17 protein-coding genes and 1 pseudogene are annotated in these 19,508 nt (G+C 43.5%); 13 read left to right on the top strand and 5 right to left on the bottom strand.

What is annotated here, in order from left to right; genetic code table 11:
* Window positions 1-127: 127 nt before the first annotated feature.
* Window positions 128-1,477 carry a sensor histidine kinase gene (locus AB4503_RS07225; RefSeq protein WP_372114114.1) on the bottom strand — a complete coding sequence of 450 codons (1,350 nt, stop codon included), beginning with the start codon at window positions 1,475-1,477 and terminating at the stop codon, window positions 128-130.
* Window positions 1,470-2,159, bottom strand: a complete 690-nt coding sequence (locus AB4503_RS07220; RefSeq protein WP_372114112.1) for a response regulator transcription factor — start codon at window positions 2,157-2,159, stop codon at window positions 1,470-1,472. The genes AB4503_RS07225 and AB4503_RS07220 overlap by 8 nt, the downstream gene beginning before the upstream one ends.
* A 182-nt stretch (window positions 2,160-2,341) precedes the next feature.
* On the opposite strand from AB4503_RS07220, the pseudogene AB4503_RS07215 reads away from it, so the two are divergent.
* The 9 genes and pseudogenes from AB4503_RS07215 to AB4503_RS07175 all read left to right on the top strand — a co-directional run.
* Window positions 2,342-3,730 (top strand): annotated as a pseudogene (locus AB4503_RS07215) (putative bifunctional diguanylate cyclase/phosphodiesterase); the annotation flags it as partial.
* A gap of 250 nt (window positions 3,731-3,980) precedes the next feature.
* The gene (locus AB4503_RS07210; protein ID WP_017060589.1) at window positions 3,981-4,460 is read left to right on the top strand and encodes a type II secretion system protein; all 480 of its coding nucleotides are present in this window, start codon (window positions 3,981-3,983) and stop codon (window positions 4,458-4,460) included.
* 835 nt (window positions 4,461-5,295) lie between these two features.
* Complete coding sequence (locus AB4503_RS07205; RefSeq protein ID WP_372114110.1) at window positions 5,296-7,041, top strand: EAL domain-containing protein; 1,746 nt, start codon at window positions 5,296-5,298, stop codon at window positions 7,039-7,041.
* Between the two features lie 223 nt (window positions 7,042-7,264).
* Window positions 7,265-7,636 (top strand): GntR family transcriptional regulator, encoded by a 372-nt coding sequence (locus AB4503_RS07200; protein ID WP_004729948.1) that lies wholly within the window; start codon window positions 7,265-7,267, stop codon window positions 7,634-7,636.
* Entirely contained in the window at window positions 7,633-8,487 is an 855-nt protein-coding gene (locus AB4503_RS07195) for an ABC transporter ATP-binding protein (protein WP_102504203.1), read from the top strand. The genes AB4503_RS07200 and AB4503_RS07195 overlap by 4 nt, the downstream gene beginning before the upstream one ends.
* Complete coding sequence (locus AB4503_RS07190) at window positions 8,487-9,344, top strand: hypothetical protein (RefSeq protein ID WP_017060585.1); 858 nt, start codon at window positions 8,487-8,489, stop codon at window positions 9,342-9,344. The genes AB4503_RS07195 and AB4503_RS07190 overlap by 1 nt, the downstream gene beginning before the upstream one ends.
* Before the next feature lie 960 nt (window positions 9,345-10,304).
* Window positions 10,305-10,592: a putative quinol monooxygenase gene (locus tag AB4503_RS07185; RefSeq protein WP_017060584.1), complete on the top strand. Its 288-nt coding sequence runs from the start codon at window positions 10,305-10,307 to the stop codon at window positions 10,590-10,592.
* Window positions 10,592-11,182: a nucleotidyltransferase family protein gene (locus AB4503_RS07180; RefSeq protein ID WP_372114108.1), complete on the top strand. Its 591-nt coding sequence runs from the start codon at window positions 10,592-10,594 to the stop codon at window positions 11,180-11,182. Before AB4503_RS07185 ends, AB4503_RS07180 begins: the two co-directional genes overlap by 1 nt.
* 122 nt (window positions 11,183-11,304) lie before the next feature.
* On the top strand, window positions 11,305-11,742 hold the full coding sequence (locus AB4503_RS07175) for a bifunctional diaminohydroxyphosphoribosylaminopyrimidine deaminase/5-amino-6-(5-phosphoribosylamino)uracil reductase RibD (protein WP_372114106.1): 438 nt from the start codon (window positions 11,305-11,307) through the stop codon (window positions 11,740-11,742).
* Between the two features lie 17 nt (window positions 11,743-11,759).
* On the opposite strand, the gene AB4503_RS07170 is transcribed toward AB4503_RS07175, so the two are convergent.
* Entirely contained in the window at window positions 11,760-12,212 is a 453-nt protein-coding gene (locus tag AB4503_RS07170; protein WP_017069219.1) for an NUDIX pyrophosphatase, read from the bottom strand.
* Window positions 12,213-12,503: 291 nt separating this feature from the next.
* Here AB4503_RS07170 and AB4503_RS07165 point away from each other — a divergent pair, with 291 nt between their 5' ends.
* The 4 genes from AB4503_RS07165 (at window position 12,504) to AB4503_RS07150 (ending at window position 17,361) form a co-directional block, all read left to right on the top strand.
* Window positions 12,504-14,216, top strand: coding sequence for a pseudouridine synthase (locus AB4503_RS07165; RefSeq protein WP_372114104.1), 1,713 nt, complete (start codon window positions 12,504-12,506; stop codon window positions 14,214-14,216).
* Between the two features lie 155 nt (window positions 14,217-14,371).
* Complete coding sequence (locus AB4503_RS07160; RefSeq protein WP_017064884.1) at window positions 14,372-14,752, top strand: hypothetical protein; 381 nt, start codon at window positions 14,372-14,374, stop codon at window positions 14,750-14,752.
* Between the two features lie 310 nt (window positions 14,753-15,062).
* Window positions 15,063-16,223 (top strand): multidrug effflux MFS transporter, encoded by a 1,161-nt coding sequence (locus tag AB4503_RS07155; RefSeq protein WP_102495205.1) that lies wholly within the window; start codon window positions 15,063-15,065, stop codon window positions 16,221-16,223.
* A 124-nt stretch (window positions 16,224-16,347) separates the two neighbouring features.
* Window positions 16,348-17,361: an alpha/beta fold hydrolase gene (locus tag AB4503_RS07150; protein WP_017088691.1), complete on the top strand. Its 1,014-nt coding sequence runs from the start codon at window positions 16,348-16,350 to the stop codon at window positions 17,359-17,361.
* A gap of 21 nt (window positions 17,362-17,382) precedes the next feature.
* Here the strand turns inward: AB4503_RS07150 and AB4503_RS07145 are convergent, their stop codons facing one another.
* Window positions 17,383-18,450: an AraC family transcriptional regulator gene (locus tag AB4503_RS07145; protein WP_108110929.1), complete on the bottom strand. Its 1,068-nt coding sequence runs from the start codon at window positions 18,448-18,450 to the stop codon at window positions 17,383-17,385.
* 110 nt (window positions 18,451-18,560) lie between these two features.
* On the bottom strand, window positions 18,561-19,493 hold the full coding sequence (locus AB4503_RS07140) for a GlxA family transcriptional regulator (protein ID WP_061023154.1): 933 nt from the start codon (window positions 19,491-19,493) through the stop codon (window positions 18,561-18,563).
* Window positions 19,494-19,508: the final 15 nt, after the last annotated feature.

The following is a 19,508-nucleotide window of genomic DNA, read 5'->3' as shown; positions in this document are numbered from 1 at the left end:
CTAAGCTCTAAGCTCTAAGCAGTAGTACTAAGAAGTCACTAGCTTGTAAATCGGAATATGAAAAAGCCACGGTATTAGTCCGTGGCTTTGTTATTTGACGAGCCTGAAGAGTTCTTAAAGCTACAGCTTATGCGATCTTAGGAATCACGATACTGAACTTGGCACCACCATGGTTGCTGTCGTCGATTTTGATATCCCAAGAAAGTTTTTTAGCCGCCGATAGAGCAATCGCGAGGCCCAACCCCAATCCACCGTTGGTCGACGTTCTGCTTGAGTCTAGTCGAGAGAACGGAAGGAATACCTCATCACGCCTATTCTCTGGTATTCCAGAACCATTGTCTTCAATCACCACCAGCCAGTTTTCTGAGTTCTCATCCAGCGTCATCCACACTTTGTCTTGTGTGTAATTACCCGCATTCTTGAGAACGTTATCGAACACCAAGCGTGCCATTGAGCAATCACACTTAATCTTGCACTCTAGCTGTACCTTAGATTCAAAGGTGGCATTGTCTAGTTTCGAGTAACGAATTCGGTCTAGGCAATACTCACGAAGATCGGAGGTCACTTTAACGAGCTCAAAGAAAGAGTTATCCATGACATTCAACTTCGACAGCATGATGATTTCTGACGTGAGCTCGTTGATATCCTCAATGTAGGTATCAATGTCATCGAAAAGAACCTGATGATTATCGGGGGCTCCCCTTCTTAGGATATCGGTCGCCAGTTGAATACGACTTAGCGGAGTTCGTACTTCGTGTGGGATAGCTTGAGCGAAAATATGACTTTGTTTTACTTTGCTTTCAATCTCTTCAGCCATGAAGTTAAAACTGCTGGCCAAATCAGAAACAGGATGGATGTCGTCCATGTCAGATCGAGTACTAAGCTTGCCCTTACCAAACTGTTTCTGCTTCTCGACGAGCAACTCTATTCTTTCTTGAAAACGCCTCACAGGTAAGTAAACACTTGCTCCAATCGCCACAATCACAGCCAACAACAGCCCTAACAAAAAGTGTCGTTCTGAGTCTTCGTACCATTCAATGTCAGGAGAGAAAAAGTCCCCTACCTCACTGAACCCAAAACTGAATTTAGAGTTTGGTAGCTGAAACACGGTCGAATAGAGGTTGTCATCACTTAGATATATCGGCACACCGTTTAAGGTTGTGTATAACTCACATTGTTGGCAAGGCGCCTCGCCCGACCAATTCTCCAACAGGCGTAAATTGAAGATATAAAATTGTTGGTAGCCTGTTCTATCGAGCTCTTTATAGAGTGAGTTTTCTTGATTGTGTTGACGAACATACTGCTCCGCAAAGTAGATGCCATCATTGAGGAAGGTTTCGATCTCGGTGCGTCGCATGTGCCCCTCACCAAGGTTCAAGAACAAAAATATCGTTGCCGACATCCCAGTCACAATCCCAAGGTATAAGCGAGCAAACATCGAAACCGAGCGAAGCTTCGTAGCAATGAACTTACGCAACCAGCATGTACCCCTTGTTGCGAACCGTACGAATCAACTGTTTGTCTTTTGCGTGAATGCGCAGCTTTCGGCGTAACCCAGACACGCGCATATCAATCGAGCGGTCGTTGAACACGTAATCTATCCCTCTAAATAACTGACAGCACTGGTCTCGAGTCACGACCTGACAGATGTTATTAACGAGAAGGTTTAAGATTTCAAATTCAGCAGAAGTAAGCTTGAGGTTTTGGCCGTAGAGCGTGGCACTTTGAGCAGAGCTGTTGATTACAATATCGCACTGTTTTTCAGCCGTAGTTTCTTGCGCAGTTTTTACGGGAGTCGCTCGACGCAATAACGCTTCAATTCGCGCTAACAAGGCATGGCCACGAATCGGTTTGGCAACGTAATCGTCCGCACCAAATTTAAACAAGCTGACCTCGCTCATTTCATCGGCGGAAGCCGTTAGCACTAAAATCATTCCATTGTAAAACTCACGGGCTTGACGGCAAATTTGCGCGCCGCTCATCCCTGGAAGCATCAAGTCCAACAGCACTAAATCAGGTTCAATACTACGGATCGCTTCAAGTGCCAAGTTCCCTTCATGAACAACGCTAACATTGTAACCTTCAGCTTCGAGGTAAAGCGTCGTTAGACGAGCTATCTCTTGGTCATCTTCAACAATGAGCACTTTGGTTTTCGACATTCCTATCACCAGTATTTATTAAAAGCGAAGGCAGTATATATACTGGTCATAGATCATCAATGTTGGAATCAGAGCCCTACATTTACCGTACGCAAAACATAGTAATCACTTTTGTACATACACGTTTACAGAATAGAGAACCAACAACCGGTGCGCCTTGGTTTATCAAGGTTTCCTCCTTCAGAGCACACCATTTTGATGTGCAAGGAAAGTGGCTCTTTGATAAAAGCGAACTGCTGCTAAACCTAACCTGTACAACAAAGCAAAAAGAGAAGCTGATAAAAGCCAGATACAACGCAGAACACGACTGTTTAACGGAGCTTTATAATCGCCGTGGGATCAGCAACCTTCTAGAAACCAGCATTGCCTATCGCTCACCGTTTGAATTGATGTTTGTCGACCTTGATGGCTTCAAATTAGTTAATGACACTTATGGGCACACTGTCGGAGACCAACTACTCAAACAGGTTGGTGAACGCCTTAAACAGTTGGTTGATGAGAAATGCATGATAGGGCGATTTGGTGGCGACGAATTCATTGTGATTGCCCACACCTGCCGAAATCAAAATATCCCACTACTTTGCTCTCGCATCATTGATGCCTTAAACCGAAGTTTCCATATCAGAGGCATCGGCAGTTTATCTGTCGGTTGCAGCATAGGTACCGCGCATTTCCCTGATAACGCGGTTGACCAAGAAACATTGCTAAAGCAAGCGGGTATGGCGATGCATCTTGCAAAAGCGAATGGTCGAAACCGCTTCCAAACGTTTACCCCAGACTTAGCACAAACCCTGCATCGCAAAGTAGAGATCCGCCATCGACTGGCACGCGCCATAGAAAACGACGATCTCAACCTTCACTATCAACCGATCATGAACACCAACAGCGACAAGGTGAAAGGGTTTGAAGCCTTGCTTCGATGGTCAGACAAAGAGCTAGGTAACATAGGCCCTGATGAGTTTATTAGCTTAGCGGAGGAGACGGGGCAGATTGTACCGCTCGGGAAATGGGTTCTGAACTCTGCACTCAAACAGCTATCGATATGACAACGTGAGTTTGATAGTGAGTTGATGATGAGTATCAATATTTCGAGTATTCAGATGCACGCGACCTTTGCCGAGCAGCTATTAGTAATGTTGAACTTCTACAATATCCAACCTCAAAGCATCGCCCTTGAGATCACCGAATCTTCCATGATCTTCAAGCATGGTGAAGTCAGGCAAGCGTTAAGCGATATTTCTAAATTGGGCGTAGAGCTTCACCTTGATGACTTTGGCACAGGCTACTCGTCACTGTCGATGTTGCATGACTTACCGATTAGCACCGTGAAACTCGATAAAAGCTTCGTCCACGGTTCACACAAAGGGAGCAAAGCGATTGTCCAAGCCACCCATGCTATCTGTGAAAAATTGGGGCTAAAAGTGGTTGCTGAAGGTGTCGAAACCGAAACGCAAAAAGCGTTCTTAATCGATTGTGGATACCAGTATCTTCAGGGATTTTTATTTAGTAAACCAATTCCCTCAAATGAAGTCGAAAGTCAGTTTTTGAATGGTCGACAATCCTACAATTAAAGACTTATTTATCAATAAATTAAGTCGTTTGAATACTTCCTAAACAATCGGCTGCTGTGGGTGTGTACGCTTACATATGCTTACATAGCGTTTAACAGTAAGAGGAAATAATTAAGCTATTGTTTATAAAGAAAATTACTTAGAAATTCACACAATAAAACACCAAACCATTATACCCACTAATTGTAATGACTTTGGTATTTAGATTACCCTCATTCCGTCCCTTTAGCAGAGTAAATAATCGGTAACCATGAACAGACAAAACGGCTTCACTCTTTTAGAACTCATCATCTCTGTATTAATTTTAGCGATCGTTTCGGCGACAGCTATGGTCAAGTTCTTAGACGTTCAAGGAAGTGCTCGGGCGAGTAAAATACATGATGTGGCTGGTAACCTTCGCACGGGTATCGATATGATCTACGCGAAGTCAGCGATTGCTGGCGTTGAGGATGAGTGCAACTATGTTGAAAAGACGGAGATTGAGACCTACTACGTTTGTCATGGTTACCCAATCGCCTATGTTGACTCACTAAGAAGACTGCTCAATATCGACGCAACAGAGCTTCATGTCATCAACAAAGAAGTAGACTCTGGCAGCAATGCAGAAAGAGTAGCCGCCATCTCTTTCGACACCGAAAACTACACCTATTCGCCAGAAGGAGACTTTTGTCAGGTGCTTTATCAGCCAGAAAAAGAACCACAGATCGTGGTGCTTGATGGTGCATGTTAAATACTCAACGATTGCACGCTTCCATAGTTAACACAAAGCCACCGCAACAGATCTTTGAATATCATGTGGTTACGCTAACATTTGCTCAAAAATAACACTAATTGATCTAACTTGCTGCTGCTTATACTTTTAGGCAGTGCTCATGGTATAACACCAACCTCATTCATATCTTATTTTCATCACTAGCCGATTAATATTTACATAGACACATATTTGATACATATGTCAATAATAATTCAATTAAAATTCTTTAATCAACACATCATGATAAAAATCATCCTTTCCCTATTTTAAATATCCCACCTTAAAGTTTAATTATTTAAATTTCGTAACAGAATAAATTAAAGTCAATCATTCAACAAATATAATTAATTCTATCATTGATTACTTTAATTAAATCACCAAAACAATACGCCACATAAATTATATTAATATCACATAAAATGACATAATTTAATTTTATCATGAAAAATTCTGATCAATCTCACGCATCGATAAACCGAATGAATACCATCAGAAGCTACATTAGAAACCTCTAAATCCAGTCGCTAAACCTACCGCGTAGAAGCTGTGAAATGGATAAATACCAAAACAAATGGATAAATCCCCCTTACCCCTTGTAAATCATTGGCTTTCATTTATAAATTCAACTTTTGGGTGAACATCTCCATAACCTTTCATTAAAGCCCAAATTCTGCGATTAGTATCAACATCTTGAGATAAAATGGTGACATTTTGGTTATATTATTTAGATCGAACTCTTGTGTTGAATGAAAATCCCAGCCATCACATATCCATCACACAAATATAATAACTATCGCTTAGGAGTTAAGCTATGCACTGTTCTTTCAATATAAATAACAATAATGAGAGCTTGCAACTAATCTACAATGAAGAAAAAATATACATAAAAAGAGACAGTAATAAGATATCAGAGGAAACTCTTAATAGTAAAGAGAGTTTTGTTTTCAAATACCTTATTGAACACTCGTCAATATCAAACCCTCAATCTGCACGAGATGTTGAAGAATCTTTTAAATTACACTTTGACGAAGAGTTTAGCTTATACGCGTTAAAAAATATTATTGCTTCTATAAGAAAGAAATATCGAAGCTTATGTAAGAAAGCGAAGGTAGATAATAATAGCGAATTTATCTCTAACCTTTATAAGGTAGGTTACTTTATCGATCTCGATAAAAGCTCAACCAACCGTATCGCACCTAAGTACGACATCAACCAGTTCAAGCCCAGCCAGTTCGAGATGTTGAAACTGATGTTCAACACCTATCATCGAGAGCTGATTAAGGCTCTGATAGCCGTGTTCACCATCTCTTCCTTTTTCCTATTCGTTGTCTACTTTTCCCAAATCCTTTATACGACGAAGATTGCGAATGAATACAGTGAGAACACCAAACACATTGCCGCAGAAGTCATGGACTACGGTTGCGATAGCCACGGGGCTGTGCACTCGCTAAGGCACTCGCTCAACCTTGATTCTGTCGTCATGACCACACCTTATGACTCCTGCTATATCTCTAAAACACGTTCTAAGATGATAGAGCTCAATCAATTAGACGACTTCTACGATAGTGCTGACTTTGCCTATTCACGCTTCATGGATACCGAGCACGATATTGAGATGGTTGCTCGAATATCTAAACGATCTATCGAAGCTCGATACAAGAACTCACTATTGCCTCTATTAGTCGATTCGATTTCCATCCAGAAGAATGGTTACCACATCTTAAACCTTGGCGAAGAGAGTAAATCTATCTATCAAACCTCCCTACCAACGGGTGCAACCATCACCTTCTACAGTGACGACATTGTTGCACTATGGATTGCGCTTTCTCTGATACTCGCCACCCTGCTTTATCGCTCCTATATTCTGGGTTTCGTGATCTACCTGTTTCGTTGGAAACACATCTCCTTTGAAGAAGAGCCGATCATCAACACCGAAGACAACTGCGTTCTCTACTACGAGTTGTTATCTCGTGTGCGTAACGTTGGCGTTTTAAGCTTCATCAACACCATGAGACGCACCAATTTACTCACCTTTCATACTATTTTACTCATCGAGACAGTCAGAAAAGCGAAGTTAAACAACAGCCATGAGATCTATGGTGTCAACGTGTGTCCGAGTGCTTTGGTAGGGTCGAACTTCGCAAGGCTCAGAGAGCATTTAGCCGCGATGGAAGCGAATGAGTTTGTCGTAGAGATTACTGAATATTCGAACATTGGCTATGGGTGTGAGGTTATCGATAACATTAAGGATATCAAAAAGCTTGGTATCACTATCGCTCTGGATGACTTTGGTACGGGCAATAACAACATCGAAATCATCAATGTTATCTCTCCGGCCTATCTAAAACTGGATCGTTGCTTTGTTAAGGATATCGAGTCAGGAGAGCATCATCAGGGTGTATTGCTCAATATCTCGGAGATTGGACGCCTATCAAATATCACAATGATTTATGAAGGTGTCGAGACGCGTAGGCAGCAATATATCTTGTGTCAGTTAGGCTACAACTTACATCAAGGTTACCTATATAGCCGGCCTAATGACTCAAAGGAGCAATAGGCCCAGCCTAATAGAAATCTTGATCAGCAACCATTTCCTATTCAAATAATCATCGCTCATACAGCTGCTTGAGAGCCCACAAGGACGTAGGCTTCAAGTACCCTCCCCGCCAAACATGCTTTATCCAAATATAAAAATATCCGATCCATTTTCATAAAACCCTTGCCAATTCGAATAAAAAGGTTAGTGTTATACACATGTATATCACCATGCAGTTTTAATTATGACCGAATGGAAAGACGACCAACCGATCTTTAGGCAACTTGCCGCAAAGATCAGTGACCAAATTCTTCAAGGTGTTTGGTTAGAGCAACAAGCATTACCCTCTGTGCGTGCGGTTGCTGCCGATCTCAAGATCAACCACCTTACTGTCATGAAAAGCTATCAGTTACTGGTGGATGAAGACTTGGTAGAGAAAAAACGCGGCCAAGGCATGTATGTGGCCGAAGGGGCACTTCAAAAATTGAAAGAGTCTGCACACCAATCATTCATCAACACACAGATCCCAGCCATCGCTGAGACGCTAGGCATCATTGATATGAGTGTCGAAGAACTCGTGAAACAGCTAGCACAACATATAAAGGACAAGTCATGAGTACTTTACTTTCCGTGAAAAACGTAACCAAAACCTATTCAAACCAAGTGGGTGTCGAAAACATCAGCTTTGAGTTAAAGCCAGGGCAAGTACTTGGTCTGCTTGGCCACAATGGCGCGGGTAAATCGACTCTGATCAAATCACTGCTTGGTGGACACAACTATCAAGGTGAGATAGAGGTTAATGGCTACCACCCTATCCACCAGCATGCAGAACTCATGCTGCACTTGTCGTACATTTCAGATGTTAACGTGTTACCAGAGTGGATGACGGTTAAACAACTGCTTCGATACACACAAGGTGTGCACCCTAGCTTCAACAAGCAAAAAGCAGAACAGACATTAAGCAGCACCAACATTAAGTTGTCTTCTACTATCAAGCAGCTTTCTAAAGGGATGAAAGTACAACTTCACCTTGCGATCATCATCGCGACTGACACTCAAGTGTTGATCTTAGATGAGCCTACACTTGGCCTAGATTTACTGTACCGCGATACTTTTTATCGCCATCTACTTGAGTGGTTCCACGACGGCGAACGCGCCATGATCATTGCAAGCCATGAGGTTTCAGAGATTGAACATTTATTAACGGATGTTCTGATTTTAAAACAAGGCCATTGTGTGCTGCAAAAGAGCATGGAAGACATCGAAAGCGACTATTTCATTATTGAAGTCGCAAACAACCATTCAAGCGAGATTCAGAAACTCAACCCACTGACCTCACAATCAGGGCTAGGCACTACTAAGTGGTTATTGGAAGGTCAATACAAAGCGCAAGTTGAATCACTGGGTAACATCTATAACGTTGGTCTCGCAGATCTATTCCTTGCAACACAGACGGAGAAGGCATAATGCATCCAAGTTTTTACATGCTAGAAAAAGAACTCATCGAGCACAAAATTAACACTCGATTGCCTCTGTTTGTCGCGTTATGTGGTTTCTTACTGTTCGTTAGTCTGTTCTTCAATGGCGCAGCGCAGCATGAGTTTTTCTTCGAAATGCAAGTGAACGGTGACGTGAGCGACATCCACAGAGAGTTCGCACAAGACCTCAACTCAGTGATCTACTTTGGCGCGGGCCTTATTTCACTGATCCTATCAACGCTTTACATCCCTAAAACGCTGCGTAAAGAGCGCCAAGAAGGCAGTTCGATGTTTTGGAGAAGTATGCCGGTATCTAACGCAATGACTCACGGTGTGAAACTCGGCTTCGGTTTAGTGGTGATTCCGGCTATCTGTGCATTGTTAGTACTGTTCGCAGATTTTCTATTCTGGATATTGAACGTCTCAAGTGAACAACAACTGGCGCTATTGGTTGAACAACAATCTCTGTTTTATGTGCTGAGCAACTGGGTCGTGTTTTTTGGACGAATGATGTTAGTTGCACTGGTTTTATTGCCACTGGCAACCGTCACTCTAGCGATTTCGCAGCTGGTAAACTCTCCATTGCTTGTCATTTTCATCTCAAGCTATGCGATTAAGTTCCTCTCTGTCGCAGTGTTTGGGTTCTATGGCATCAATGACTTCCTATCTCTCATCGCGTCATTACCAATGAATGTACTCATAGCAAGCAACCCATTAAGTGCGATTGCAGAAGCGCCGATTTTATCTTTAGGTATTTACGCACTGATCGGTGTTGGTGGCTATCTACTGAGCCTAAAGCTAAATAGAACGGACGATGTGAGCTTAAAGACGCTGTTCCAACGTTAACGCATTCGCTCCTGACGTTGGTGTTATCTCTCCCGAGCAGGTAACCACACCAGATATCAAAATCTAAATCAAAGCTTCTGAGAAATCGGGAGCTTTTTTATTATCAAGACGTTAACGAGTACAGGGATGCGATAACAAGGAACAAGGAACAAGGAACAAGGAACAAGCTTTAGTTTGGGGTAACAGGTTTAACAAACGAAGATAAACTTAGAGGAGGTATTAATGAGCTGACATTGAATTGCATTGTTGTTAATGCCTGCCAGCTCTTTGGGGATGATTTCGTTAGTCGCCGACCAGATGAAGGTCCTTGAGAGTGCTAATGAAATCAGTTTGTTGCGTTTTACATTTGATTAAGCTTTTCAGCTTTTAAAGCTCTACGATTAAAGCTTATTTCTTTGATGCTTCTTTTGACGTGTCTTTCCAGTATTGGATACGAACGCGATGAAGCTGTGCTCTTCTCATTTTTTTCATAAGGGATATTTCCTTTTCTTTAACTGCTCTTCATGAGCTATTTTTATTGCCAACCATTCGAATCTAACGGTGTTTGATGCCCAGTTCAATGATACAAATCACAAAATATATAGAGTTTTTAGTACCATTTACATCAAAGTATGACCTAGATATCAACTATGGCTCAATTCAATCCTATGAGCCGCTGTTCAAAATTAAGGTTAGTTCTCTCAGATGACAAATTCATTTCAGTATCAATACAGTTCAATGATACTAATTTAATAGACCGGACCAAAGCTGATTTAGTTCCAGTGTCTTATCATTTGTTGATTACATCACCTTTAAAGTTACGGTGTAACTAAAAAATACATTCAATGTGAACTAATAATCGCCACATTAGCCTATACGTTACAACATCAAAATGGGATTATGTTTGTAACGGATAGAGCTTTTGATAGAAAAAAGCCGTAATGGACCAAATTAAATAGACGTAATTAAATGGACGTAATTATGAGTAAAGTAATTCTGCAAGGGCATATTCTAGTGCCAGACAACGACCTAGAAGCAGTGACACATGCCTTGGTTGTGCACAAAGAACTGACACTAGAAGAACCTGGTTGTATTGTGTTTCGAGTCAGTCAAAGCACGCTTCAACCTAATCGCTTTGAAGTGTATGAAGAATTCACTAGCCGAGAAGCATTCGAAATGCACCAACAGCGAGTAAAAGCCTCTGAATGGGGTGAAATCTCCCAGAACGTGACACGTCATTACCAAGTCACTGATGTTCCGACATCATAATGATACATCCGCTAGCCAAACGTATCGTCACGTTGATCAAACAAGATCCCTTACGAATGAAGGTTTTAGACTGTGTCGCTCAGTTGGATTTGCCGCAGTGTTATGTCGCTGCGGGCTTTGTGAGAAACCTCGTTTGGGATCACCAGCATGGTTATGCCTCCCCGACTCCATTCAATGATATTGATGTGATCTACTTTGATCCCATTGATACCTCTTACGAATCGGATCTTAGATACGAGGCTCAGCTTAAACAACGGTTACCCGAACTGAATTGGCAAGTTCGCAATCAAGCCTACATGCACACTAGAAATAGGGATGAACGTTACCAAGGCTCATTGGATGCGATGAGTTATTGGCCAGAGAAAGAAACCGCAGTCGCCGTAAAGCAAAGCCTCAATGGAGACATCGAGTGTATTTCGTCTTTTGGTTTAGAGAGTTTGTTTGATTTGCAAATCACACCCAACCCAAAGCGTAACCGAGATATCTTTGATCAAAGAGTACAATCCAAGAACTGGCTGACCCAGTGGTCCAAGTTAACGATCAGTCACAGCGAACTAGCTTTCGAATTCAAAGCTAAAACCATTGACTAAAATCCCAATCAGATCGAACATGCCCCACTTATTAACTTAGTAAGTTAGTTAGTAACTAACCAACTCATCAACCGCGCGTGGCGACTAGCTGCTACGCTCTCTCGTCATACTGAGTAACGACCATGAACCAACAATACATGCTGCAAGCACTCGAAGCTTCGCGCCAAGCCCTACCCGATTGCCAACCAAACCCGCCAGTAGGCTGCGTTTTGGTAAAGAACGATAAGGTGGTGTCTGTTGGGTATACACAGAAGGTCGGCGGTAACCACGCCGAGGTTGAAGCGCTCAATAGCTATGACGACGGATTGGACGGAGAAATGGAAGGGGTTACCGCTTACGTAACTTTAGAGCCATGTTCATTTGTCGGCAGAACTCCCGCTTGCGCCAATACATTGGTTAAAGCAGGTGTAAAACACGTGGTAGTAGCGATGCTAGACCCAGACCCTCGCAATAATGGTCGTGGTGTGGCGATCCTTGAATCGCACGACGTGAAGGTGGATGTGGGGTTATGCCAAGCGCAAGTGAGTGCTTTTCTAACCCCATATCTTGGTAAATCTTAGCTCTTAAACAGCCAACGCTAGCTCAATTTGACTCGATAAAGCGGATTGACTGGCTTACCGACAAAGTATGACCAAATATGATCGTAGACGGCATGTTGGTTAGGGAATGGTGCCAACGCTTTTGCCTCTTCTAAATTGCACCAACGATACTCGGTATGCTCGTCATTCAGTTCAATCGCTTGGTTGGGCGGGCATAGTACTGCAAACACAGGGATTAGCTGAATCACATTCACGTGCGCCTCGTAAAACTGCTCCAGAAACTGCGCGTTATACAAAGCTTCCACTTTAATTTGGGTCTCTTCTTCAAACTCGCGCACGATAGCCTGCCAGCCTGTTTCACCCGCTTCAATCGAGCCCGCGACATGGCACCAAAACTCGCCCTTCACACGCTTCATTAGTAGCATTTTCATTTGTCCGTCGATCTCTGAAATAGCGACACCGGAGACAATCGAAGTATTGAGTGGAATCATAACGTTACCTTAGTTTTAATAAGAGGGCGGCAAGGCTACCACCCTTGGTTTGTTAAATTGTCTTCTATGATTAAAAACGAGAAGTTACTCATCAATTAATGGCGTTCAAGCCATAACTCATGGGTTCAGTGTTAACCATCTCGCTTAGCTATCCTGTAATAGAACCATTTCTTATTTGAGGCGTATTTCGATAAAGAGTAGAATCGCCGCCTTGTACTGTGTTTAAAGCCTTTAAACATACACAGTAGACTCACAACCATTTATCACCACGATATAAGTATTAATACGACTATGCACTCATCAAAACCAACGCACGACTCAGAAAACAGCCATACTCCTGAGCATTGCTTCACTCGTTTTCAACAGCCGATCGAGTCATATTCGTTGCCTGAGCGTTTCACATTCCCGTTCTACTACGAACCGCACCCACTGTGTGAAATAGCCTCTCATCAGCTTCAACAGTATCTAGAAACTCAAACCGATTGGCAGCATGACTTCGGACTGGATTCTGACGCTGGTCGCGGCAAAATGTTTGGTGTGTTACTGGTGAAAAGCCCTGAAGGTGAATTGGGGTACTTCTCTGCTTTTTCAGGGAAAATCGCCGACCAAAACCTACTGCCTCACTTTGTACCGCCCGTGTTCGACATGCTCAGCAGCGACAGCTTTTTCCATCAAGACACAGCCGACATGATGGCTGTCAACGCTGAGTTTAAAGCGCTGCAAGCAAATACTGAATACCTTGAATTGTGCGAGCAACTGGCACAGCAAAAAGCGCAAGCCGAGCAAGAGATTGAAGCTCAACGTCTATTGATTATTGAAGGCCGAAAAACGCGTAAAGAAAAACGTGAACAAGGTAAAGTAAACCTTGATGAGCAAGCTTTCGAACAGCTAAATAACGAGCTAAACAAAGCCAGTGTTGCCGACAAGAACCAGCAGAAGTACCTAAAGCTCAACTGGGAACAGACTCTGCAAGTGTTGCAGGCTAAAGTGGATGTTTTCAACACTCAACTGGCTGAGCTAAAAGAGCAAAGAGCACACATTTCTCATCAGCTTCAACACAAGTTGTTTTCACAATACGCTTTCCAAAATGCGGAAGGAAGCGTTGAAGACCTTAACCAAATCTTTGAAAACACGCCAAACAAGATACCACCAGCAGGCTCTGGCGAATGCGCTGCGCCTAAATTGCTGCAATACGCGTACTTACATGGTTACACGCCACTGGCATTGGCTGAATTTTGGTGGGGCCGCTCTCCAAAGTCGGAAATCCGCAAGCACAAGAAATACTACGCTTCTTGTCAGAGTAAATGTGTGCCGATTTTAGGCCATATGATGAAAGGCCTAGAAGTCGATCCAAACCCATTGCTAGAGAACCCAGCAGAAGGCAAAGAGCTGGATATTCTGTTCCAAGATGAGCACATCGTGGTAGTACACAAGCCAGCAGGTTTTCTATCCGTGCCGGGTAAAACCATCAAAGATTCCGCCTACACACGTGTTCAAGAAATGCATCCCGATGTTGAAGGCCCATTTGTGATTCATCGCTTAGACATGGCGACCTCTGGTATTCTAATCTTCGCTCTCACACGACGTGCGAACAAGAGCTTACAGAAGCAGTTCATTACTCGTGAAGTCGAAAAGCGTTACGTGGCAATGATTGAAGGCGTTCTAACAGAAAATGAAGGCTATGTTCGACTGCCATTGCGTGGTGATTTGTATGACCGCCCTCGTCAAATTGTCTGCTTCGAACACGGCAAGCCAGCAGAAACCAAATGGGAAGTGATTGAGCGAAACGGGCAAACCACTAAGGTTTACCTGCATCCTAAAACAGGGCGTACACACCAGTTGCGTGTTCACTGTTCACACCAAGAAGGCCTTAACATGCCTATCGTCGGTGACGGCTTGTATGGCAATAAAGCCGACCGATTGCACTTACACGCAGAAAGACTTGCGCTGCACCACCCAGTCACCAAAGAGTGGATGGAATTCCAGTTCGACGCCGAATTCTAAAATCTCTCATTAGTACCGAGCTTTGATAAGGAGTCACAACCGCTTGTGGCTCCTACCTCTTTTGGGTATATCTCCACGCTTATTGCACTACATCAAGATTCACTTTGTTGTGAAGAGTAGCATGCCCACCTTCTTCTCTCCTTGAGGCCTTTGATATGTCATCAGCTGCTTTGAATTTACAACCTAACAAACTGACTTCCCCATTAATTGCGACTCAAGCACCGAGCTTGAAGCCACTTACATCCAAAAAGCCAGACTTAAACTCGGCAATGCTTAACTTAATTGAAGAAGTTAAAAACGAACTCCCACTTTACGAGTCAGAGACGTTTATCTGTGGTCCAAAAGGAAATTGCTCGGGTTGCTCTAAGAAACTACTAGAGATGGTCGACAGTGAGTTAATGTATTGGGAGCACAGTATTTCCATTGGCCAAGGCCCCAACTTCGAGGAACTGCGCCGCTTTGGTAAGCTATGCAGCAGTGTTAGACGCGGTTTAGAGCGTAACGGTTTAGTCGAAAAGCGCCCAAAGAAAAGATAACAAGCCAACTCGATAATCATTACAATGTGTCGTTGGCGATCACAAGCTACCCTGCTACTAACTGATTGAACTCGTTAGCTATAAAAGTAATAATGTTTTGTAATACAATTCAGTATACAGACCGACTTCGTAGATTCGGACTCATAGAGATAAGTTCATCGATACTTTCACCATATTCTTGAACAACTCTATCCTTCTTGTCTGACGTGCCTTAACCTTCTGTATATCAATATCACATCAATTAGAAACCTACCTTGGACAACGGAGAGCGACCTTGAAGAGACCACAACCAGTACTGGGAAAGACCGGTATGCTATTTTTTCTCGTCATAATAAGTGCTTTCCCTCCATTGACCATCGACCTTTACTTACCTGCGCTTCCGCAGATGGTCGAGGTGTTTAATACTGACCGATCAATGGTTAACCTAACCCTGAGCAGCTACTTCGTTACTTACGCCATCGGTCTTTTGTTCTGGGGGCCGCTCAGCGAAAAATTTGGTCGTAAGCCGATCCTATTAATTGGATTAGCGAGCTATATGGTCGCGAGCATATTGTGCGCGATGACCAATAGCATCGAACAGTTGATTAGTGCTCGTGTATTCCAAGCTTTTGCTGGCAGTGCTATCACCGTTATCGCTACCGCCATTGTCAAAGATCTTTATGACGGCCGAGAACGTGAAAAGATCATGGCGACTATCATGTCACTGGTGATCATCGCGCCAATGGTTGCGCCTGTATTTGGTGCCTTTCTACTGAAAATTGCTTCTTGGCGAATGATGTTTGTCACGCTCGCCATTTTTGGTGCATTTGCGTCAGTATTAGCTTGCTGCTACCGAGAAACACTCGAAAACAAATACCAAGGTTCTATATTCCGATCATGGGGAAGAATGGGCGTGGTCATGAAAAACCGCTCGTTCGTCAAGCTGCTGGTCATTTTCTCTATCATACCGATGGCGTTGATGGGCTTTCTTGCGGCGGGTTCTTATATCTACATCGATCACTTTGGATTGACCGAACAACAGTTTAGTTACGCGTTCGCATTCAATGCACTGTGCGCCTCATTTGGTCCAACAATTTACATGAAGTTGTCCTACCGAATGCCGGTTCAAAAGGTCATCTCAGGATGTTTTGCTTTATTAGCGCTTGCGGGAATCTTCACCCTAACCATTGGCGACCTGTCCCCTTGGTTCTTCATGTTCATCGCTGCACCAGCGACATTAATGGCGATCATCATGCGAGTACCGGGCACCAACTTGATGTTGAATCAGCAAGATCATGACACGGGCTCTGCCGTCGCACTGATACAGTTCTTCAGCATGATTTGTGGCTCGCTTGGCATGGTGTTGGTTTCAATACGCCCAGAGTCACTAATTGAAAACCTAGGCTTTATTCAATTATCCGTCGGTACGCTAGGCGGCCTGATGTGGCTGATGGTCAGAAACAAAGAGTTCGTGACTAATAAGCTGAATTAGGCACATCCAAAATAGCTAAATTTGTACTCAAACACGATTTAGGGCGTCCTCGATCGTGTTTGAGGTCTCGCCCTCACTGGCTTTAGCGCATATTGGCTCCAATCACCTCAATTGGAGTTAAACCATGAAATGGATACATTTACTGTTCACATCCCTACTTTTCCTTTGTGCTCCATCCATCGCTTCCGGTGTCGGATTCACTCAAGTAACCTTAACTGACAATCCTAATCGCCCGCTAAACACTGCCATTTGGTATCCCACACAAGATGTATCAGACACAACCTTGATTGGCGATAACCCAGCCTTCGTCGGTACGCAAGTCATCAAAGATGCTGAGATTCAATCAGGCACTTTTCCAGTAGTACTTCTATCACACGGCTACCGAGGAAACTGGCGAAACCAAAACTGGTTGGCGACCGAACTTGCGAGTCGTGGCTACATCGTAGCGGCCACTGACCATCCGGGAACCACCTCTTTCGACCAATCTCCAGAGCAAGCCGCCAAGTGGTGGGAAAGGCCGCGAGATATCACTCGAACCATCGATTACCTGTTAAGCGAAGTTCAATGGAAGCAAACTGTTAACGCCAACAATATCGCTGCAATCGGACACTCGTTAGGAGGCTGGACAGTGATGCAATTGGCAGGAGCGAAAATAGATAGAGCGACCTTTGAAGCCGAGTGTCTTATATACCCTAACCCGCGTACCTGTGGGCTGTCTGATGAATTAGGGCTATCACAAGCCCAACCCTCAGAACCAAGCAATAAAAACCTTTCAGACCCTCGAATTCAACGTGTAGTTAGCCTTGATCTGGGGCTTGCTCGCAGTTTCTCAGTCGGCAACTTAAATGACATTACAGTGCCAACCTTAATATTGGCGGCTGGGATTGATATTGGGGACCTACCTCAAGCATTAGAGTCTGGCTACATTGCTGAGCACATGCCTCTTAATTTAAGACGTTATAAGGTCTATGAAAGCGCTACCCATTTCAGCTTCATTCAAAGCTGCAAACCTGGGGCAGTACCGATGCTTGAAGAAGAAGTGCCAGGCGATGGCATTATTTGTAAAGATGGCGTTGGTACATCACGCGACCAGCTACATCAATTGATCTTAAACGACATCATTAGCTTTCTGAATTGATAAACTGAAAAGTAAACACACTCAATCTAACACTTGCGGCGAACTTCGATACTCACTCGGAGTTTGCCCAGTTATCCTTGAAAACTCGCGATTGAAATTGGACTTGGTCTGAAAGCCTGAACTAAGGAAGATGTCAGTTATCGCTTCATCACTTTGCATCAGGAGAGTCTTAGCGTGCTCAATTCGATAGGCGTTAATCACCTTTGAAATGTTCTGGTGGTGAGTTTGATTAACCGCAGACGATATTTTTCGAGCTGGGATACCTAGCTTTCTCGCCACTCGATTCAGGGACAAATCTGGATCTTTGAACACCTGATAATCCTTCATTAACGCATCAAACTTAGCGACGATCTGCGTGACTTCTTCATCCACTTTTAAGCTTGTCGACGATGCCGCAGATACATCAATTGCTTCAGGATAATGGTTTGACGTTGTCAGTTCACTCTGCTGTTGGTTTTGTTCCTGAATTGGTGCCGTGCTAGTACTCACAACGACTACAGCCCCAACAATTGCGGGAATAAGAACTAGGTAACCAATAGACAGAATTAAGTCGGTGTGTTGTGCGTTAAGCAGCAAAATATCATACGACATAATGCTATCCACGAGAGCCGAAAACAGTAAGGCGATACCTGCCGTACGCTCAGCATACAAAACATTCGATACATCACTCAGCCTGACGTGCTCTGGGAAGTTAAACGATGATTTCAACAACAAGCAGCCATAGCTGAGATATAGCGAGATCAACAATAGATCAATCGTTCCATCCCAAATATACGAATAAGAAAAGGAGCCAACCAGAACAACGACTGGGCCTAAGCAATGCAAAAGAGACAAAGGTTTACTTCGATGAGCTCCCGCAAAGCAGAGCCACGCAGCCACCGGTACACTTGCCCCTAGAACCGGTTGTAAGAAACGGAACAGTGCAATATCAAACGTCCAACGTAGCCCAACGACAGTAATCATAAATGCACACAACATGACAAACCAAAATGGTTTTTGACTTGTTTGTGGGTAACTATATCGAAGCAAAACGGCCGTGATAAATAACAAAAGAGCAGCAACAAATGGCAAGGGAATAGCGAGCATCAAAATTCCATTTATGTTCGAGAAAAGATCATTTCAATATCACGTCACATATTCAGTAAGTGAACCATTGAATCAGTGCGAGTGATAAGTATTGAATATCAATCTATGGTAAATCATTCCTCAGAAAGAAATCTAGAACGAAATCTTGATGGTGTTAACCCGATGATTTTCATAAAGACCTTACGGAAGCTGTTCACGTCCTCATAACCAACTAGGTAGCTAATCTGCTCAACCGGCTTATGGGAGCTTTCCAATAACTCACATGCACTTTGAACACGCACATGTTGGATATAATTGATAGGCGTAAAACTGGTCGCCTTGGTAAATTGACGAATAAAGGTTCTTCGTGTCATGAAGGCTTCTTCTGCCAATTGATCAAGCGACAAAGGGAGATGATGATGCTTCTGAATAAAACGCTGCACCGATACAATCTTGTCATTGCCGTGAGCAAAGTTCGGCACAAAACTCTGATAGTAACGTTGCTCTCTCAACCCCGTATCAAGCACCAAATATTTACCTAGATTACGAGTGTTGGTCGGCGTTGTGTATTTGGTCAGGATAAACAAAGCGAGATCCATCCACGACATCAAACCACCAGCGGTCATCACATCCGCATCATCAATCAAGATTTTGTCGATATCGACTGCGATCTGTGGGTAAAGCTCCGTAAACTTCTGCTGCGCTTGCCAGTGCGTGGTCACGGTTCGCCCTTCTAACAAACCTGTTTTTGCCAAAATGAACACGCCTGCACAAGCTGAGCAAAGTATCGCCCCCCTTTGGTGAGACTCAATCAGGTACTCAAGAAAGGTGTCACTCGGCTCTAGATAGTAACAACCATCTAAATTCGGTGGGAGTATAATGATATCGGCGTTCGACACGCTAACACTGTCATGTGCTTGGATCTGAACGTTGAATTGAGTCTTCTCAGCCGAAGGTTCAAGAGAATTTGCCATCTGCAGAAACTCTTTCACGCCAAACACTGCACTTTGCAGAGAGCCTGGGTAGTCGATGATTTCGACCACAACTGATTTTGTCACTATTGCCATAGAGTCTGTCATTTT

The sequence above is a fragment of the Vibrio sp. 10N.222.55.B11 genome, assembly GCF_041473705.1.
In the GTDB taxonomy this organism is placed as follows: domain Bacteria; phylum Pseudomonadota; class Gammaproteobacteria; order Enterobacterales; family Vibrionaceae; genus Vibrio; species Vibrio crassostreae_C.
Note: the sequence above shows the minus strand (reverse complement) of the source record. Positions and strands in the feature narration are given on the sequence as shown.

What these genes read in the sequence shown, in the direction of transcription:
- AB4503_RS07220 (WP_372114112.1), bottom strand. Translation starts at nt 2,159, where the DNA reads ATGTCGAAAACCAAAGTGCTCATTGTTGAAGATGACCAAGAGATAGCT.
- AB4503_RS07210 (WP_017060589.1), top strand. Translation starts at nt 3,981, where the DNA reads ATGAACAGACAAAACGGCTTCACTCTTTTAGAACTCATCATCTCTGTA.
- AB4503_RS07205 (WP_372114110.1), top strand. Translation starts at nt 5,296, where the DNA reads ATGCACTGTTCTTTCAATATAAATAACAATAATGAGAGCTTGCAACTA.
- AB4503_RS07200 (WP_004729948.1), top strand. Translation starts at nt 7,265, where the DNA reads ATGACCGAATGGAAAGACGACCAACCGATCTTTAGGCAACTTGCCGCA.
- AB4503_RS07195 (WP_102504203.1), top strand. Translation starts at nt 7,633, where the DNA reads ATGAGTACTTTACTTTCCGTGAAAAACGTAACCAAAACCTATTCAAAC.
- AB4503_RS07190 (WP_017060585.1), top strand. Translation starts at nt 8,487, where the DNA reads ATGCATCCAAGTTTTTACATGCTAGAAAAAGAACTCATCGAGCACAAA.
- AB4503_RS07185 (WP_017060584.1), top strand. Translation starts at nt 10,305, where the DNA reads ATGAGTAAAGTAATTCTGCAAGGGCATATTCTAGTGCCAGACAACGAC.
- AB4503_RS07180 (WP_372114108.1), top strand. Translation starts at nt 10,592, where the DNA reads ATGATACATCCGCTAGCCAAACGTATCGTCACGTTGATCAAACAAGAT.
- AB4503_RS07175 (WP_372114106.1), top strand. Translation starts at nt 11,305, where the DNA reads ATGAACCAACAATACATGCTGCAAGCACTCGAAGCTTCGCGCCAAGCC.
- AB4503_RS07170 (WP_017069219.1), bottom strand. Translation starts at nt 12,212, where the DNA reads ATGATTCCACTCAATACTTCGATTGTCTCCGGTGTCGCTATTTCAGAG.
- AB4503_RS07165 (WP_372114104.1), top strand. Translation starts at nt 12,504, where the DNA reads ATGCACTCATCAAAACCAACGCACGACTCAGAAAACAGCCATACTCCT.
- AB4503_RS07160 (WP_017064884.1), top strand. Translation starts at nt 14,372, where the DNA reads ATGTCATCAGCTGCTTTGAATTTACAACCTAACAAACTGACTTCCCCA.
- AB4503_RS07155 (WP_102495205.1), top strand. Translation starts at nt 15,063, where the DNA reads ATGCTATTTTTTCTCGTCATAATAAGTGCTTTCCCTCCATTGACCATC.
- AB4503_RS07150 (WP_017088691.1), top strand. Translation starts at nt 16,348, where the DNA reads ATGAAATGGATACATTTACTGTTCACATCCCTACTTTTCCTTTGTGCT.
- AB4503_RS07140 (WP_061023154.1), bottom strand. Translation starts at nt 19,493, where the DNA reads ATGGCAATAGTGACAAAATCAGTTGTGGTCGAAATCATCGACTACCCA.